This is a genomic window from uncultured Nitrosomonas sp. (assembly GCF_902826915.1).
GTDB lineage: Bacteria > Pseudomonadota > Gammaproteobacteria > Burkholderiales > Nitrosomonadaceae > Nitrosomonas.
This window is the reverse complement of sequence record NZ_CADEGP010000032.1, coordinates 16,120-30,803: the sequence shown is the minus strand read 5'-3', so window position 1 is coordinate 30,803 and position 14,684 is coordinate 16,120. Positions and strand designations below refer to the sequence as shown.

Genomic DNA, 14,684 nt, shown 5'->3' with positions numbered 1-14,684 from the left:
TACAATATTGTTAAACTCAATCAGTTAGTTATGCTTTTTGAGTAAGCTCTATCTACATTCACCAGTAGTGCGCTTTCCCATTTGCGCGCCAGCAGCGTCGCCGAGGTACCGGCCATCGCAATGTCGAGAATGCCGCCCGCGTCAATCTGTGTCATGTTCGCGCCGTCGTAGGCCAGCACGGGCAGGAACGACACAAGCTCCTTGACCGCGTTCTCCGGGTTCGGCTCGTTGGGCGACAGGCCAATGCCATATTCAGAAAGTTGCCGCAGGGCGCGGGTGGGTGCGAAGTCGAACACGAAGCAGACGGGTTTGAGAATCTCTTCCTCGTTTGGGTTGTCGCCGTTCGGATTCTTGATGGACCACGGCGACTGCACGCGGAACGCAGCCTGGAAGTAGGTCTCGGGCGACTGAAGGTTGCGCAGCATCAGGATGGATGACCACTGTGGCACGGTGACGCCGGTGGTGAGCTTGCCGCACGAGAGCGTGATGGTCTTGGTCTCGAATCCACTGCCAATGGTTTTTCGAACTGGCGGCAGTGCTTCTAATCCTATTCCAGCCGCCGCTCCGGCCGCGACGGCCACTTTGTACTCATGCCAGAAGACATTGTGCCTTTCCGCCAGCAGATTGGCCATCGCATGGCAGGCCGCGACGTTGGGCAGGAACCAGAACGAATGTTGCAGGTAAGGCAGCAGGCGCACGTCAGAATACGGGAACGGTGGCCGCGTACCGGTTTTCAAGTGCTCGACCGATTTTTGTGCGTAACCCCCACGGATGATGTCCAGCCACTTCTGCACATCGTTCTTGTGCTTGAACTGTGCCGTTCTGCCCGTACCCGATGCCTCGAAGAACGTATTGAGATCGAACTCGTCAAACTCGCCGCCGCTTGCAATGACCAGCAGTTCATCCGGCATTTGATAGGTTAGCAACCGCATCTGCGGCAGCGCACCGTAGGGGTTGCGCTGACCCGGATTCGTGGCGGCGAACGCTTCCTTGGCGCGCTGTTCGTCAGTGTAGGTCCAGTTGAATATCTGTTCTTCGATGAATTCGCCGGTCGCCAGCGCCTTGAACGGCGTGCCGGAAAGGTACAGATAAGCCCGGGTGGTGATGGGCAGGAACTCGGTTTCCTTCTCCAATGGTTCCTGTAAATCGGCGATTCTCTCCTTCAATCGCTTGGCGTCGTCGAGGCGGGCCTCCGCCCTGGCGATTTCCTCCTCCTCCTCGCCTTCGAACAGCTCCTTGGCGGTTTCACGCCACGCCCCAAAATGGTATTCGTCGAACACCACGAGATCCCAATTCACCGTGTGGAGCCATTCGTTCTTCGCTTTGATGTTCCCGACTATGTCTCGACCGAGCAGATTCTGGAAGGATCCGAAATAGACGACCGGCTTGTTGCGGTCGATCTGCGTCGGGTCGCTACCGGACGAACGCGAAAGGTACTGCCAGCCATCGAAATCCGTATGGGATTCTAGGTCTGTCTGCCAAGCATCCTCGACGGCCGGCTTGAAGGTGACCACCAGCACGCGCTTCGCCCCGAGCTTCCTGGCCAACTGGTAAGTGGTGAAGGTTTTGCCGAAGCGCATCTTCGCGTTCCACAGAAAACGAGGAGCGGCGTTCTTGTTTTCACTCCAGATTGACTGGTAGTAGTCAAAGGTCTTGTCCACGGCATCGGCCTGCTCCCGGCGCATCGGGAAGGTTTCGTGGTGCGTTCCCGTGAAGCGCTGGCCAATGCGCAGCTCGGTGAGTACGGTTTTTACATCCTTGACCGAGCAGCGCACCCACTCCAGCTCGATGTTCTCGAACCCCTTCCTGACGAGCGCCGCGCGCACTTCGTGATCGCTGAAGAGGCTGCCGTCCTCGCGCTCAGCAGATTCGTCCATCTCGATGCGGTAGTTCTTGATGGCGGCGGTCTTGAGCTGCTCGGCGATGCGCTGCTTCACTTCGCGCGTGGTCTGTCCGACCTTGAGAAGACCCTCGTGCGCGGCATCCTCAATCGAGTAGGTATAGATGCGCGGCAGGGCTTCCGGCTTGGGTGTGAGGATGTCCCCGATGGTCTTACTCATTTTCTTCGACTACCGAGACATTTTCGAACAAATCGTTGGCGAGATCCATCGGGCGGACTATCTTTTCGATGAACGCGATTTCACTCTCGGTAATGCCATATTTCGCGTAGAGCTCATCGTCCGTCCACTTCCTGTTCCACTCCTGCGTCGGCACGAAGGTATAGACCTTGCGCGTGGTATCTTGAGATGGCTTGTGCAGCAGGATCAGCAGGCGCGTCAACCGGCAGGTGATGTATGACAAGGCGCTTTCGGCTTCGTTTTGGGTCTCGAACGGGCCGATGCACAAATAAGTTTCAGAACAGATGCTACCGGGCTCGCCAATGAACGGTGTGCTGAGGATGCGGTGCGGGTAGGTGTCGCGGTTGCCGGTACCCGGCGCGGCGCGGCCAACATAAAGTTTCCACTTGTCGATGAGTTCAGTGCCTGTCGTAATTTCTTTTCTGGGCGTGTAGCTCATTCCACCGTTTTGATAGACCAGCACATCACCGGCGTGCTTTGTCGCCTTGCCCTTGAAAGTTGTTTCGAGTGCGAACGGCTTTCTGGAGCTGACCAACCGGTCAAACCGCTTACCTTCTGGTAGCAAGAGAGATTCAGATTCCCCAGTTTCGACAGAAGCGACTTTCTTGAGAATCGACAACCCTTCATTGAAACGAATGAACACATCCGCTCCCTTTTCGAGGAGCAGGCGGCTGGCGGTGGAGACCGGCCAGTCCTTGAAATGGGTGCTTACATCACAGAGGCCAGGATGGTCACGATTCCAGAGGAAGTAGCAAACCCCGCCCTTGAGTCCCACGCCAGGAAATACATCTGCCGCACTGAGATAGTCAGCAATGGATCGCAGGCGATTGTCGGCAAGCATAGCTTCTCTGAATTCATCCAATCCTTTTCCGCCAGCAAACCAGCGTGCAGGAATAACCATCGACAGGTAGCGTGACTCCAACGCCTTGGCCTGCTCCACGAACAGCTGGTAAATGGGTGCGGCGCTGGTGCCATAACCACCATCGTTCAACTGATATGGCGGGTTACCAATGATGACGTCGAATTGCATATTGCCTCCAAACAACTCGGACATCCGAGTCTTGATGTTGTCTGTGTGAATGAACGCGTAAGCGTGGGTTTCCAGTGCCTCGCCGCGATCCATCGCCGCTTGACTGGCACCACAAAAAGTGCACTTGCCATTGGCCCATGTATGCTCGATGCGTTCGAACCAGATGTTCCCCGAGTCGTTCGTGAAGGATTTGGCTATGGAGTGCTGCCCATTGGCGTGCTTCGAGCAATACACGCTGCGACGTGCCAGCAAACTAGTGAGATGCGTGATGCCGATGCCGAACACCTGCTTCGTCAGGATGTGATTGACGCGCTTTTCTAGGTCTGGAATCTCGTTTGCCAACCCACTGGTCAGACGGCTGGTGATTTCCCGCAGGAACACGCCCGACTTGGTACACGGGTCGAGGAACCTCACCGTCTTGTCCGCCCAGAGGTTCGCCCCGTTGTGGCTGGCCGCCCATGCCACGGCAACAGTATCCAACATCCTGTTGGCGAACGCTGGCGGGGTGAATACCTCGTCGTTAGAAAGATTCGCGATGCAAGTCAGTACGTCAGGGTTGCGGCCGCGCAGCGCAAAACCAGCTTGTTCAGTCATTGGGTGGCCTCCAGAGTCGAGGCTGCCAGTTCTTTCACCGTCATCGGCGGGTAAGTCTTGATTGGGGTGAAAATTTCATGCTTGGCAAACAGTGACCCCTGTTCAACGTGACTCGACATGCCAGTGAGGATGTCGAAACGAAAATCCCGACGTTGAAACTTGCCCTTGCCCAGATAACCCCATTCGGCAAAGGTAATCGGCTCTTTGCGACTGGTGCACATCGTCAAGGCATCACCATGGATTAGATTCTGCGATAGCACGTAGGAAGCGGCACGATAAATGTCATCTGACCCCTGCACGTTCAGGTAGTCGGCAAAGATTTCCAGCATATTTTCCCGGCATTCGGTGATGTTGTCTGCCAGAAGCTCGATCCCATAGATGCACATCAGTGCCAGCATCGCATAGTGCTGCTTTTCGAAGTCAGATTTCCCGAACTTACACTCGACGGCCGCGAGCTTGCGCTGCAAGACCTTGACAATAAAATTACCGCTTCCGCAGGCCGGTTCCAGAAAACGGGAATCAATGCGCTCCGACTCGTCCTTAACGAGGTCGAGCATGGCATCTACCAGCCACGCGGGAGTGAATACCTCTCCGTGGTCAGCGACGCGCTTTCGAGATTTAATAAGGTTCATGGGCAAAAGGCTTTAGGCGATAGCTTGTAGGTAATTTGAGAGCATGCCTGACCCCGCTTCGATAAAAAAATATATTCATGCCAAATATTTATAAGTGGTGACGGTATTGTCATCCCGCATCAGTAAATGCATCAGCTGAGGATGGATAAAGAGCTTTTCGCGTCCGATGGTTCTTTCCTCCAGCACGCCAATCTCTACGAGCTGTTTGAGATAGCGCGAGGCGGCTTGGCGTCCGGCAATATCCTTTTCAACCAGATTCTGAATGCGGCAGTAAGGCAGATCGAAAATCAAATCGACCAACTCACGGCTGTAGATTTTCGGTGCTGCCTGCTTCACATGGGTAATCGTCAATCCTGATAGGGTACGGATGGCGGCAATCTTGGCGGTGGTCCAGCGCGCCGTGTCTTCGATGCCTTGCAGCAAGTAGACAATCCACGGCTCCCATGCTTGGTTGCGCGTGACATCAAGCAGCAGGCGGTAATACCCGGCTTTGTTATTGATGATGTAGTGGCTGAGGTAAAGAATCGGCAGCGTCAGCAAGTTTTCTTGAATCAGGAACAAGCTGTTCAGTATGCGCCCCGTGCGGCCATTGCCATCGGTGAACGGATGAATCGCCTCGAATTGATAATGCCCAACGGCCATACGAATCAGCGGGTCGATATCTTTTGCTTCGTGCAGGTAGCGTTCCCAATTGGCTAATTTGGCGCGCAGGAGATCCTCACCGACGGGTGGCGTATAAACCACTTTGCCGGTCGCTTGATTGGCTAACGCTGTTCCGGGCACGCGACGCACCTGCATGTCCACGCCCTTGATGCGCGTGCATACTTGTTCCGCGGTGCGGATGTTTAGCGGGTGTTGCTTCAATGCTTGAAATCCTTCTAGCAGTGCACTGCTATAGCGCAGGGCTTCGCGTGTGGCTGGATCGGCATACTCGTTTGCGCTTTGAAACTGAAATAGCCGATCTGTCGTGGTGACGATGTTCTCGATTTCCGAGCTGGCTTGGGCTTCGAGTAGCGGTAGGGCATTGATCAGAACGCCCTGGTTGGGAATGAGTTCGGCAGCTTGCTTAAGTTCTGCTAGTGCCGCCCGTGCGGCGATACATTGCTTGAGCACCGTGCGTGTTTCCAATTCGGCTGCGGGAGGCAACGGCGGAAGGTCGTTGTAAGGTTGATCTGGACGCCAGGCAGTCATGGTTTAATTTTTGCATTTTTGCGACACGTCGTCAGTTTATGTCGTTTGCGGCGACAGGTCAATCAAATATGTCGCAAATTTCCTGTTTTTGCGACATATCAATCAAACATTAAAGCGGAAGTGCATCACGTCGCCGTCCTTGACGACATATTCCTTACCTTCGAGGCGCATTTTCCCGGCTTCCTTGGCGCCCTGCTCGCCGTTATAAGTGACAAAGTCGTCGTAGCTGATGACTTCGGCGCGGATGAAGCCTTTTTCAAAATCGGTATGAATCACCCCGGCTGCCTGTGGCGCGGTATCGCCTTTGTGGATGGTCCATGCGCGGACTTCTTTGACACCGGCAGTGAAGTAGGTTTGCAGTCCAAGCAATTGGTAACCGGCGCGCACCAGGCGATTAAGCCCGGGTTCTTCCAGGTTAAGATCGGCTAAGAAAATTTGCTTGTCTTCATCAGACAATTCTGCGATTTCTGCTTCAAGCGCCGCGCATATCGCTACGACTGGTGCACCTTCTGTGGCAGCATATTCTTCCACTCGGGCTAACAGCGGATTATTTACAAAGCCGTGGTCGTTCACATTCGCTACGTAAATGGCTGGTTTCGCAGTCAATAAGCAAAGTGGTTGCAGTAAGAGCTTTTGTTCTTTATCCAGATCCAATGTTCTAGCAGGCTTACCTTGGTTAAGATGTGCTTGTGCCTGTTCCAGTAATGCGCATAATTTGATTGCATCTTTGTTACCGGATTTAGCCACCTTGGCTTCGCGTTGCAGTGCTTTTTCGATTGTAGCCAGATCGGCCAGCAACAGCTCGGTCTGAATAACTTCGATATCCGAGATCGGATCGACCTTGCCTGCGACATGCACAACATTATCGTCGGTGAAGCAGCGCACCATATTGACGATGCCGTCGGTTTCGCGGATATTGGCTAGAAACTTGTTGCCAAGTCCTTCCCCTTTGGATGCGCCTGCGACCAATCCGGCGATATCCACGAATTCGACAATCGCCGGTTGCACTTTCTGTGGCTTGACGATCTCACTGAGTTTCTGTAATCGCGGGTCGGGTACTTCGACAATACCGACATTGGGATCAATGGTGCAGAAGGGATAATTTTCAGCGGCAATGCCCGCCTTGGTCAAAGCATTGAACAGGGTGGATTTTCCGACATTGGGAAGACCTACGATTCCGCATTTTAGACTCATGGTCTGATTCTCATGAATAGGGATTAAATAACGATTGTATGAAAGTTTTACCGAATGTTATACCTTGGTATGTAATTTCATCATGGCGGCTTCACAGGCGCCTTGTGCAATAAGCGGCCAGACATCCAGGCTTCTTGCGATAGCTTCATCAATTAGCGGTGCTTCTTCTTTTCTCGGTGGATGTAATACATAACTCACGACGGCACCACGATCACCCGGATGACCAATGCCAATGCGTAGCCTCCAAAAGTCCTGGGTCCCTAACTTTGCTGCAATATCCTTGAGACCGTTATGTCCACCCAAGCCGCCGTCTTTCTTTAGTTTGACGACACCGGGCGATAGATCCAGTTCATCATGAATCACGATGATTTCGTTCGTCTGGATTTTATAAAACTGACACAAAGCAGCTACAGATTGCCCGCTTCTATTCATAAAGGTTTGCGGCTCCAGCAGCCACACATCTCTATCATTCTGGCGGATCTGTGCACATAAGCCATGAAACCGAGCTTCTAGCCTCAGCGGTGCATGCAGCATTTGAGATAATCGATCTACCCACTCAAAACCGGCGTTATGGCGTGTCCCTGCATACTCTCTGCCGGGATTACCCAATCCAACAATAAGTTTCATGAGGTGAGGTCAAAATACAGTGTGAATTAATCCGGTTACTCCGAGTGAATTCAGAAATTAAAAATCTGCCGGTATGTTGTTTAATTCCGGCAGATTGGATAAATTTCCAAGGCAGCTTAAGTACTTAAACTACTCTTTTTCAGCTTCTGCTTCCTCGCTGGCGGCTTCTTCAGAGAGCACTGATCTTGGGATCACAATCGTTGCAACGGGTAGATCATCGCCTTTGGCCAACGCCACTGTTTCGACGTCTTTAGGCAATACCAAGTCACTTAAGTGCAGTGTATGCCCTGCGGTAAGCTCTGCCAGATCGACAGAAATAAATTCAGGTAAATTACCTGGAAAGCAAGTGATATCCACTTCATTCAAGATATGGGTAACGATTCCACCGGAAGTTTTTACGCCGGGTGAGATTTCTGCATTGATAAAGTGCAATGGAACTTTCATGTGTATTTTCTTGCTCTTGTCGACTCTCTGAAAATCCACATGTAATACCTGTTTTTTGAAAGGATGCATTTGCACATCGCGCAATAACACAGGTTCTTTTTTCCCTGCCACACTCAAAGTGAGGATGGATGCATGAAAAGCTTCCAGCCTGAGCTTGTGAAACAAATCATTATGATCCATCTCTATTGATTGCGATTTCTGATCACCACCATAAATGATTGCCGGCACTTTACCAGAACCACGCAGACGGCGGCTCGCACCCTTTCCCTGCAATGTGCGCTTCTCGGCACTGATTTCTATTTTCATTTCTGCTACTCCATGTTGATAGTTTGTTCGCGACCAAACAAACCGGTTAAAAAAGGATTCGGTCTATTCCATAAATAAAGAGCTTAATGAGCTTTCATTACTGATGCGCAACATAGTTTCCGCCAAAAGATTGGCAATGCTTAACTGACAAATGCGTTCACAATCTATTGCATCGTTGCGCAGTGGTATCGTATCCGTGACCACTAGCTTATCCAAAGCTGAATTCTGGATACGCTCGATCGCACTGCCTGATAGAACAGCATGGGTAGAATAGGCCAATACCGTTCGTGCGCCGTGCTCTTTTAATGCTTTGGCTGCTTCGCACAGTGTATTTGCAGTATCTACCAGATCGTCGATTATGACGCAGGTGCGGTCCTTGACTTCACCGATGATATTCATCACCTTCGCTTCATTGGGTTTGGGGCGGCGCTTATCGATAATGGCTAAATCACATTCCAGGCGCTTGGCCAGATGTCGGGCGCGCACCACTCCACCAACATCCGGTGATACCACGATCAAATTCTGGTAATTATGTTTCCAGATATCTCCCAGCAAAATGGGCATGCCATATATATTGTCAACAGGGACATCAAAAAATCCCTGGATTTGATCTGAATGCAAATCCATAGTCAATAATCGGTCAATGCCAACCGTAGCCAGCATATTTGCCACGACCTTGGCGGTGATCGGCACGCGTACTGAGCGCGGCCTTCTGTCTTGCCGTGCATAACCGAAATATGGGATCGCAGCAGTAATTCGACCCGCGGATGCACGTTTTAAGGCATCGACCATGACCAATATTTCCATCAGGCTATCATTGGTCGGTGCGCAGGTGGATTGCAGCACAAAAACATCCTTTCCACGCACATTCTCAAGGATTTCCACCATGATCTCGCCGTCGCTGAAACGCCCTACATTTGCTCGCCCCAGATGGATGTTGAGATGCTTGACAACATCATGGGCCAATTTAGGGTGCGCGGTTCCGGTAAAAACCATCAAACTGTCATAAGACATGTTTTTTCTTCGTTCTTTGAGCAAATTAGCTGGAAAACGGAACGCTGGCTTGTCTTCTCAAACGCTTCAACGATCCGCTTTTAGGTTTAACTACTATTTATTCACTGATCCATTGAGATTGAGTGAAATTCATACAAACTGGCAGGGGAGGTAGGGATCGAACCTACGAATGCCGGAATCAAAATCCGGTGCCTTACCACTTGGCGACTCCCCTATATTTTTATTTCATTGTTTGTTGCATTGGATGGCAATCCAATCCTCTTGCCATAAAGCCTGCCATACTATCAGGAATGCATTCGAAAACAGCTTGGGCTGCGGCTTCAGATGAAAACTCAGCAAAAACGCAAGCACCTGACCCGCTCATCGCCGTTATTGTAGTATTTTCTTGCTGCTTTAGCCACTCTAAACATCGCGCAACTTCTGGATATAACCGGCAAACTACCCATTCCAAATCATTATGGCCCTGCAAGACAGAAAAGGGCGGTATTTTGATAGGAATCGTGTTGCGTGTCAATTCTTTACTCGTGAAAATTTCAGCAGTTGATACTTGTACCGGTGGTACCAGAACTACGTACCAAGCGGGTGGCAATTTAATGCGGGTTAATTTTTCACCAATTCCTTCAGCGAAAGCATTTTCTCCAAAAATAAATACCGGGACGTCAGCACCGAGCTGAAGCCCTAATTCGAGCAATTGTTGTCGGCTCAAATTAACTTTCCACAAATGATTCAATGCTAGCAGTGTAGTGGCCGCATCCGAGCTGCCGCCACCTAAACCGCCTCCCATGGGAATTCGTTTCTGCAAAAAAATATCAATTCCTTGCTTAGTTCCTGTTGCCTGCTTTAACAATTTAGCTGCGCGAACGCAAAGATCTTTTTCCTCGGGTATGCCGGCAATGGGATTATGCAGTTTGATTATGCCATCTGTTCGCAATCTGAAACTTAAGTCATCCGAAAAATCGATAAAACGAAAAACTGTTTGTAATAAATGATAACCATCCTGCCTGCGGCCAATGACATGTAGAAAAAGATTCAGCTTGGCAGGAGCAGAAAATGTAAGCATGAATAGTGAAATGAATAAGAGGGTATCTGTGTTTTATATGGAAAAATTACTCAAGCTGCCAATTATCTACTACCAATCTGATTCTTAAGTTGTCATAAAACAAATTGATCACGCGGGGGAGCGTTAGGGAATTCAACGAGACTGGAGTGAAGCTACTATAATGAATATGCCAGCCATCTTGACGGATAGCGATAACTTGATCTTTTCTATCCAGATCCTTTTCTGCAGCAGCAAATGGCGAATGTTCTCCCTGGATCCAGTACTGCAAGCCATCCAATGGCAAGCGCCATCCCAATATTTCTTCAGTCAGACTCTCCACATCGGTAGCATAGAATGCCTCTAGCTTTGAGGTAATTAAGCGCACTCCTTCATCATCTTTCGTGATTTCTGCGACTGCTTGGCCTAAAGGTGTGAATAGCAAAATTTCATCGTTGGCGGTCATGTGTTGCCAGCGAAAGCTACCGGAAAAGCTTTGGTTTTTGTCTTGGATAGATATTCTACCTAGGATATTGAAATCATTAGCAGAAGTATTTTGAGTGCTGGCAGCAAGCGGTTCGGTGAAAATAGTTGTTGCAATCGCATCAGATGGTGGTTGGTTCGGTAATGTTCTGCAGCCTGGAGCGAATAGGATGAAGCAGCTGATCAAAAATCCCAGAATAGCATTCATTTGATGGGCATTGATCCGGTTCACTGGTAATTTAGAATTTTCAAATTCAATACAAAAATTAGTCGATTTCAATTCGTTAATTACCAATGTGCCAATGCGCAAGAGTGTTTAGTTATTTATAGTTTTATTGGTTTGGTGATAATCGGGCAGAACAATATTGAGTTCCAGTGTTTCTTGATTCTCGTCTTGTTCAAAATTAACTGATATCGCGTCTTGTTCCACATTAACGTATTTACGGATAACGTCTAAAAGCTCTTTCTGCAATTGCGGTAAATAAGAAGGCTGGTTGCGATAAGTGCGTTCATGCGCGACAAGAATTTGTAACCTTTCTTTGGCAAGCGATGCGGTCTTAGGTTTAGATGATCTGAAATAGTCCAGTAAGCTCATTTTCTTCCTCCGAAAAGCCTCCTGAGAAACCCTTGCTTACCATCAATAAATCGATGCGGCAGTTTTTCTCCTAAATAGCGCGCGACGACATCGGCATAAGCCTGGCCTGCTTCACTTTTTTCGTCTAGGATGACCGGTATACCTGCATTTGATGCGGATAAGACGGATTTTGACTCAGGAATAATGCCTAACAGTTCCAGGGATAAGATTTCCTGTACATCCTCCAGGCTCAGCATTTCACCTAATTTTACTCGGTCGGCATCATATCGGGTTAACAATAAATATTCCTTGATAGGCTCTTCGTTTCTTTCAGCGCGACGTGATTTACTCGACAAAATACCCAACATGCGATCCGAATCTCGGACAGAAGAAATTTCCGGATTGGTAACGACAAAAGCATCATCGGCAAAATAAAGTGCTAAATTGGCGCCTTTTTCAATACCTGCGGGCGAATCGCAAACAATGTATCCAAAATCTTTGGATAGCTCATCTAGTACTTTGCCTACGCCCTCGTGTGTCAGAGCATCCTTATCGCGCGTTTGCGAAGCTGGCAGGATATAGAGAAGATTACAGTTTTTATCACGGATAAGTGCTTGATTGAGACTGGCTTCCCCATTGATAACATTGATAAAATCATAAACAACACGACGTTCGCAGCCGAGAATCAAGTCCAGATTTCGCAAACCCACATCAAAATCAATCACCGCTGTTTTGTGACCTCTTTTCGCCAACCCCATGGCAATTGCTGCGCTTGTTGTTGTTTTGCCAACGCCACCCTTACCCGACGTCACGACTATAATTCTTGCCAATTGAGCCTCCTTTGCTATTTGGTTTTAAGCAATCTCTTTAATGATCAATGCGTGATTCTGTAAATATATCTGTACCGGACTGCTGTATGTTTGCTTGTTTAAATCTTCACTGGTTTTATAATCTCCTGCGATAGAGATAAGCTCAGCTTGCAAATCGAAGCAAAATATTCTGGCGGCTGTGTTGCCATGTACGCCTGCTAGGGCGCGACCTCGCAAGGTATTATAGACGTGTATGTTACCCTCGGCCATAATTTCGGCACCTGCACTGACTTGAGATAAGATGATCAAATCCCCGGATGCGTAGATACGTTGCCCGGAGCGAATCGGCTGAGTAACTAATATCGTTGTGGCAGATACGGGTGGAATTGCAGCTGGTTGCACGGGCTCCTTGGGTTCTTTGATTGCGGCTACTTCCGGCTGCGTCAGAGGTTGTTGAGTATTTTCCTGTTTTTGCGTCTCACCAATGATGATTGGGTTACCCAGTTCGCGTACCGTGTCGATTGGAAGTGATAGCGCGCGCGCTTGCTTGTTTTGTTGCTCATTACCTCCGCGAATACCGACAGGGAAAAAACCAACTCTTCGCAAAAGCTGGGCGAGCTGGGAAAAATCCAAATCCAGATTCAATTTATTTAACTCACGCAAATCAATCATCAAAGGCGAATCTTTGAAAAAATCCGGTGCCAGATTAATTTTCTCATACAGCGTTTGCTCTATTGCAATCATGTCATTCGTATAAAGAATAAGTATAGGTGCAAAAAAGGTGCTGCTTTTAAATTCAAGAGTTGGAGAAGTATTTACCATTTTTTAGAGCGCATTGTAGCACCATGAGGACTGTATCAGGATTCATTGTTATGTGATCAATAGCTTTTTTATCATGAAGTTGATTATAAGTCCTACTTATGAGAAAGTTTAGTCGATGACTTTCTTTTTTGTAAGACGTTGTAATGTTTCAAGCAAAACTTTATTATCAGGTTCTTTTTCTAAAGCAGATCGCCAAATATTGATGGCATCGTCCTTAGCGCCTTGTACCCAAAGTACTTCACCCAAGTGTGCTGCAATTTCCGCATCTGGGCGAGCAGTAAATGCTAAGTTCAAGTAATTTAAACCCTTCGCTAGATTACCCATGCGGTAGTAAACCCAACCCAAACTATCCATGATATATGGATCCTCTGGAGCAAGCTCAACTGCTTTTCTTATCAGTTTGAGCGCTTCTGGTAATTCGATGCCGCGTTCAGCGAAGCTGTAACCCAATGCGTTGTAGGCATGAGCATTGTCAGGTTTGAGTTTTATCAGCTTGCGCAAATCCTGCTCAAGAATTTTAAATTTTCCTAGTTTGTCGGCGGCCAGTGCGCGATCATAAAGCAGTTCAGGATAATCAGGCAGCTTCTTCAGACCTTCGTTAAGCAGATCATATACTTCTTGATATGCTTTTGATCTACGCAGAATTTGCGCTTCCGCCAGAATCAAATGAGCGGCTTGCTGATCATTGGCGGCCGGAAGTTTTTGTAGGTGCTCACGCGCTTCTTTCAGATAGCCTTGGGTTGCCAACAAATCTGCGTAGCGTATTTGTGCAGGTAAATAACGTTCCCCGCTTTTTACCGTCTGATAGGAGTCCATCGCCATCTCAGGGCGATTCGTTTCCTCATAAATCTGGCCTAAGTGAAAGTGTACAGCATTGGTGTCCTTGTATCCTAAGCTCAGTGCTTTTTTAAAGCTTGTTTCGGTGACATCAAAGTCACCCATTTCTGTAGCTAGAAGTCCGGCAGCCAGCATGACTTCGGCATCGTCCGGATTCTTGTCCATTAACCATTGCAATTGTTCTCGCGCCGTATCAGCTTCATTGCTAATTATTAATACCCGGGTATATGCAATCCGAACTTCGTTACTTTCGGGATATTTTTCTAGATAGTCGCGATAAAATTGAGCTGCATCGTTAGCTGAGATGCGCTGTAATATTCGTCCATTATGAATTGCGGCGATTTCCCAATCTGGACGCAGTGCCAGTGCGCTTTGCATTTCTTCGGATGCCAGTTGATGCTGATTGGCAAACCAAGCTGCCTGAGAAATGGCAAAATGAACTTCCGGGAGATTTTTGTAGGGTTGAGATAGTTGTTGTATTAACTGCAACGTTGCCGCTTTATCTGAATTCCGTGATAGCAATTGGTTAAGTTGCATAAATGCATTGCCTAACCCATCTTTTTCCGAAGCCAGTAATTTTTCAAGATGAGGTTGCGCGGTATTCAATTTGCCAAGATTGACCAATAATGCTGCAATGGTTTGGCGGGCATCCACTGAATCCGGTTCAAGCTGAATCCACATTGTTGCCGCTTGTTCGGCAGCAAAAGAATTGCCTGCGTGTAGGGAAATTTCTGTTGCACGCTTAGCAATCCGAGGATCGCGCGTGGTTTTGGCCAGCTTGACATATCGGTTTACCGCAATATCCAGATTGCCGCGCTGTAATGCTGTTTCACCGATCAGGAAATCAAATAAGATTGGTGCGGTCAGTTCTTGCTTGGGTAAATTAGTTTGACTGACGTCTTCCTGCTCGTTGGGCTCCCCTGTGTTTTCTATTTTCTTGTTCGCAGGTATCTGCGCGCAGGCAGTCAGTCCAGATAGCAATAACACACATAGAAGTTTAAATTTCATGAGAA

14 protein-coding genes and 1 tRNA gene are annotated in these 14,684 nt (G+C 48.7%); all 15 read right to left on the bottom strand.

Annotated elements, in window-relative coordinates; genetic code table 11:
- Positions 1 to 20: 20 nt before the first annotated feature.
- The 15 genes from QZV86_RS07390 to QZV86_RS07320 all read right to left on the bottom strand — a co-directional run bounded on the left by QZV86_RS07390 (position 21) and on the right by QZV86_RS07320 (position 14,679).
- Complete coding sequence (locus tag QZV86_RS07390) at positions 21 to 2,060, bottom strand: DEAD/DEAH box helicase family protein (RefSeq protein ID WP_295625622.1); 2,040 nt, start codon at positions 2,058 to 2,060, stop codon at positions 21 to 23.
- On the bottom strand, positions 2,053 to 3,702 hold the full coding sequence (locus tag QZV86_RS07385) for an Eco57I restriction-modification methylase domain-containing protein (protein ID WP_295625618.1): 1,650 nt from the start codon (positions 3,700 to 3,702) through the stop codon (positions 2,053 to 2,055). The genes QZV86_RS07390 and QZV86_RS07385 overlap by 8 nt, the downstream gene beginning before the upstream one ends.
- Positions 3,699 to 4,334: an N-6 DNA methylase gene (locus QZV86_RS07380; protein ID WP_295625614.1), complete on the bottom strand. Its 636-nt coding sequence runs from the start codon at positions 4,332 to 4,334 to the stop codon at positions 3,699 to 3,701. Before QZV86_RS07380 ends, QZV86_RS07385 begins: the two co-directional genes overlap by 4 nt.
- Positions 4,335 to 4,409: 75 nt before the next feature.
- A complete protein-coding gene (fic, locus tag QZV86_RS07375; protein WP_295625611.1) occupies positions 4,410 to 5,525 on the bottom strand; it encodes a protein adenylyltransferase Fic in 1,116 nt (371 codons plus the stop codon).
- 102 nt (positions 5,526 to 5,627) lie between these two features.
- Positions 5,628 to 6,719 (bottom strand): redox-regulated ATPase YchF, encoded by a 1,092-nt coding sequence (gene ychF / locus QZV86_RS07370; RefSeq protein WP_295625608.1) that lies wholly within the window; start codon positions 6,717 to 6,719, stop codon positions 5,628 to 5,630.
- 57 nt (positions 6,720 to 6,776) lie between these two features.
- Positions 6,777 to 7,346 (bottom strand): aminoacyl-tRNA hydrolase, encoded by a 570-nt coding sequence (gene pth, locus QZV86_RS07365; protein ID WP_295625605.1) that lies wholly within the window; start codon positions 7,344 to 7,346, stop codon positions 6,777 to 6,779.
- Positions 7,347 to 7,475: 129 nt separating this feature from the next.
- A complete protein-coding gene (locus tag QZV86_RS07360) occupies positions 7,476 to 8,096 on the bottom strand; it encodes a 50S ribosomal protein L25/general stress protein Ctc (protein ID WP_295625602.1) in 621 nt (206 codons plus the stop codon).
- 63 nt (positions 8,097 to 8,159) lie between these two features.
- A complete protein-coding gene (locus QZV86_RS07355) occupies positions 8,160 to 9,110 on the bottom strand; it encodes a ribose-phosphate pyrophosphokinase (RefSeq protein WP_295625599.1) in 951 nt (316 codons plus the stop codon).
- 139 nt (positions 9,111 to 9,249) lie between these two features.
- A tRNA-Gln gene (locus QZV86_RS07350) sits at positions 9,250 to 9,324 on the bottom strand.
- 6 nt (positions 9,325 to 9,330) lie between these two features.
- The gene (ispE, locus tag QZV86_RS07345; RefSeq protein ID WP_295625597.1) at positions 9,331 to 10,170 is read right to left on the bottom strand and encodes a 4-(cytidine 5'-diphospho)-2-C-methyl-D-erythritol kinase; all 840 of its coding nucleotides are present in this window, start codon (positions 10,168 to 10,170) and stop codon (positions 9,331 to 9,333) included.
- A 46-nt stretch (positions 10,171 to 10,216) separates the two neighbouring features.
- The gene (gene lolB, locus QZV86_RS07340; RefSeq protein WP_295625595.1) at positions 10,217 to 10,837 is read right to left on the bottom strand and encodes a lipoprotein insertase outer membrane protein LolB; all 621 of its coding nucleotides are present in this window, start codon (positions 10,835 to 10,837) and stop codon (positions 10,217 to 10,219) included.
- Between the two features lie 108 nt (positions 10,838 to 10,945).
- Positions 10,946 to 11,224 (bottom strand): cell division topological specificity factor MinE, encoded by a 279-nt coding sequence (gene minE / locus QZV86_RS07335; protein WP_292918760.1) that lies wholly within the window; start codon positions 11,222 to 11,224, stop codon positions 10,946 to 10,948.
- Positions 11,221 to 12,033, bottom strand: coding sequence for a septum site-determining protein MinD (minD, locus tag QZV86_RS07330; RefSeq protein ID WP_292918759.1), 813 nt, complete (start codon positions 12,031 to 12,033; stop codon positions 11,221 to 11,223). Before minD ends, minE begins: the two co-directional genes overlap by 4 nt.
- A gap of 24 nt (positions 12,034 to 12,057) precedes the next feature.
- On the bottom strand, positions 12,058 to 12,834 hold the full coding sequence (minC, locus tag QZV86_RS07325; RefSeq protein WP_295625590.1) for a septum site-determining protein MinC: 777 nt from the start codon (positions 12,832 to 12,834) through the stop codon (positions 12,058 to 12,060).
- 108 nt (positions 12,835 to 12,942) lie between these two features.
- Complete coding sequence (locus tag QZV86_RS07320; RefSeq protein WP_295625588.1) at positions 12,943 to 14,679, bottom strand: tetratricopeptide repeat protein; 1,737 nt, start codon at positions 14,677 to 14,679, stop codon at positions 12,943 to 12,945.
- Positions 14,680 to 14,684: the final 5 nt, after the last annotated feature.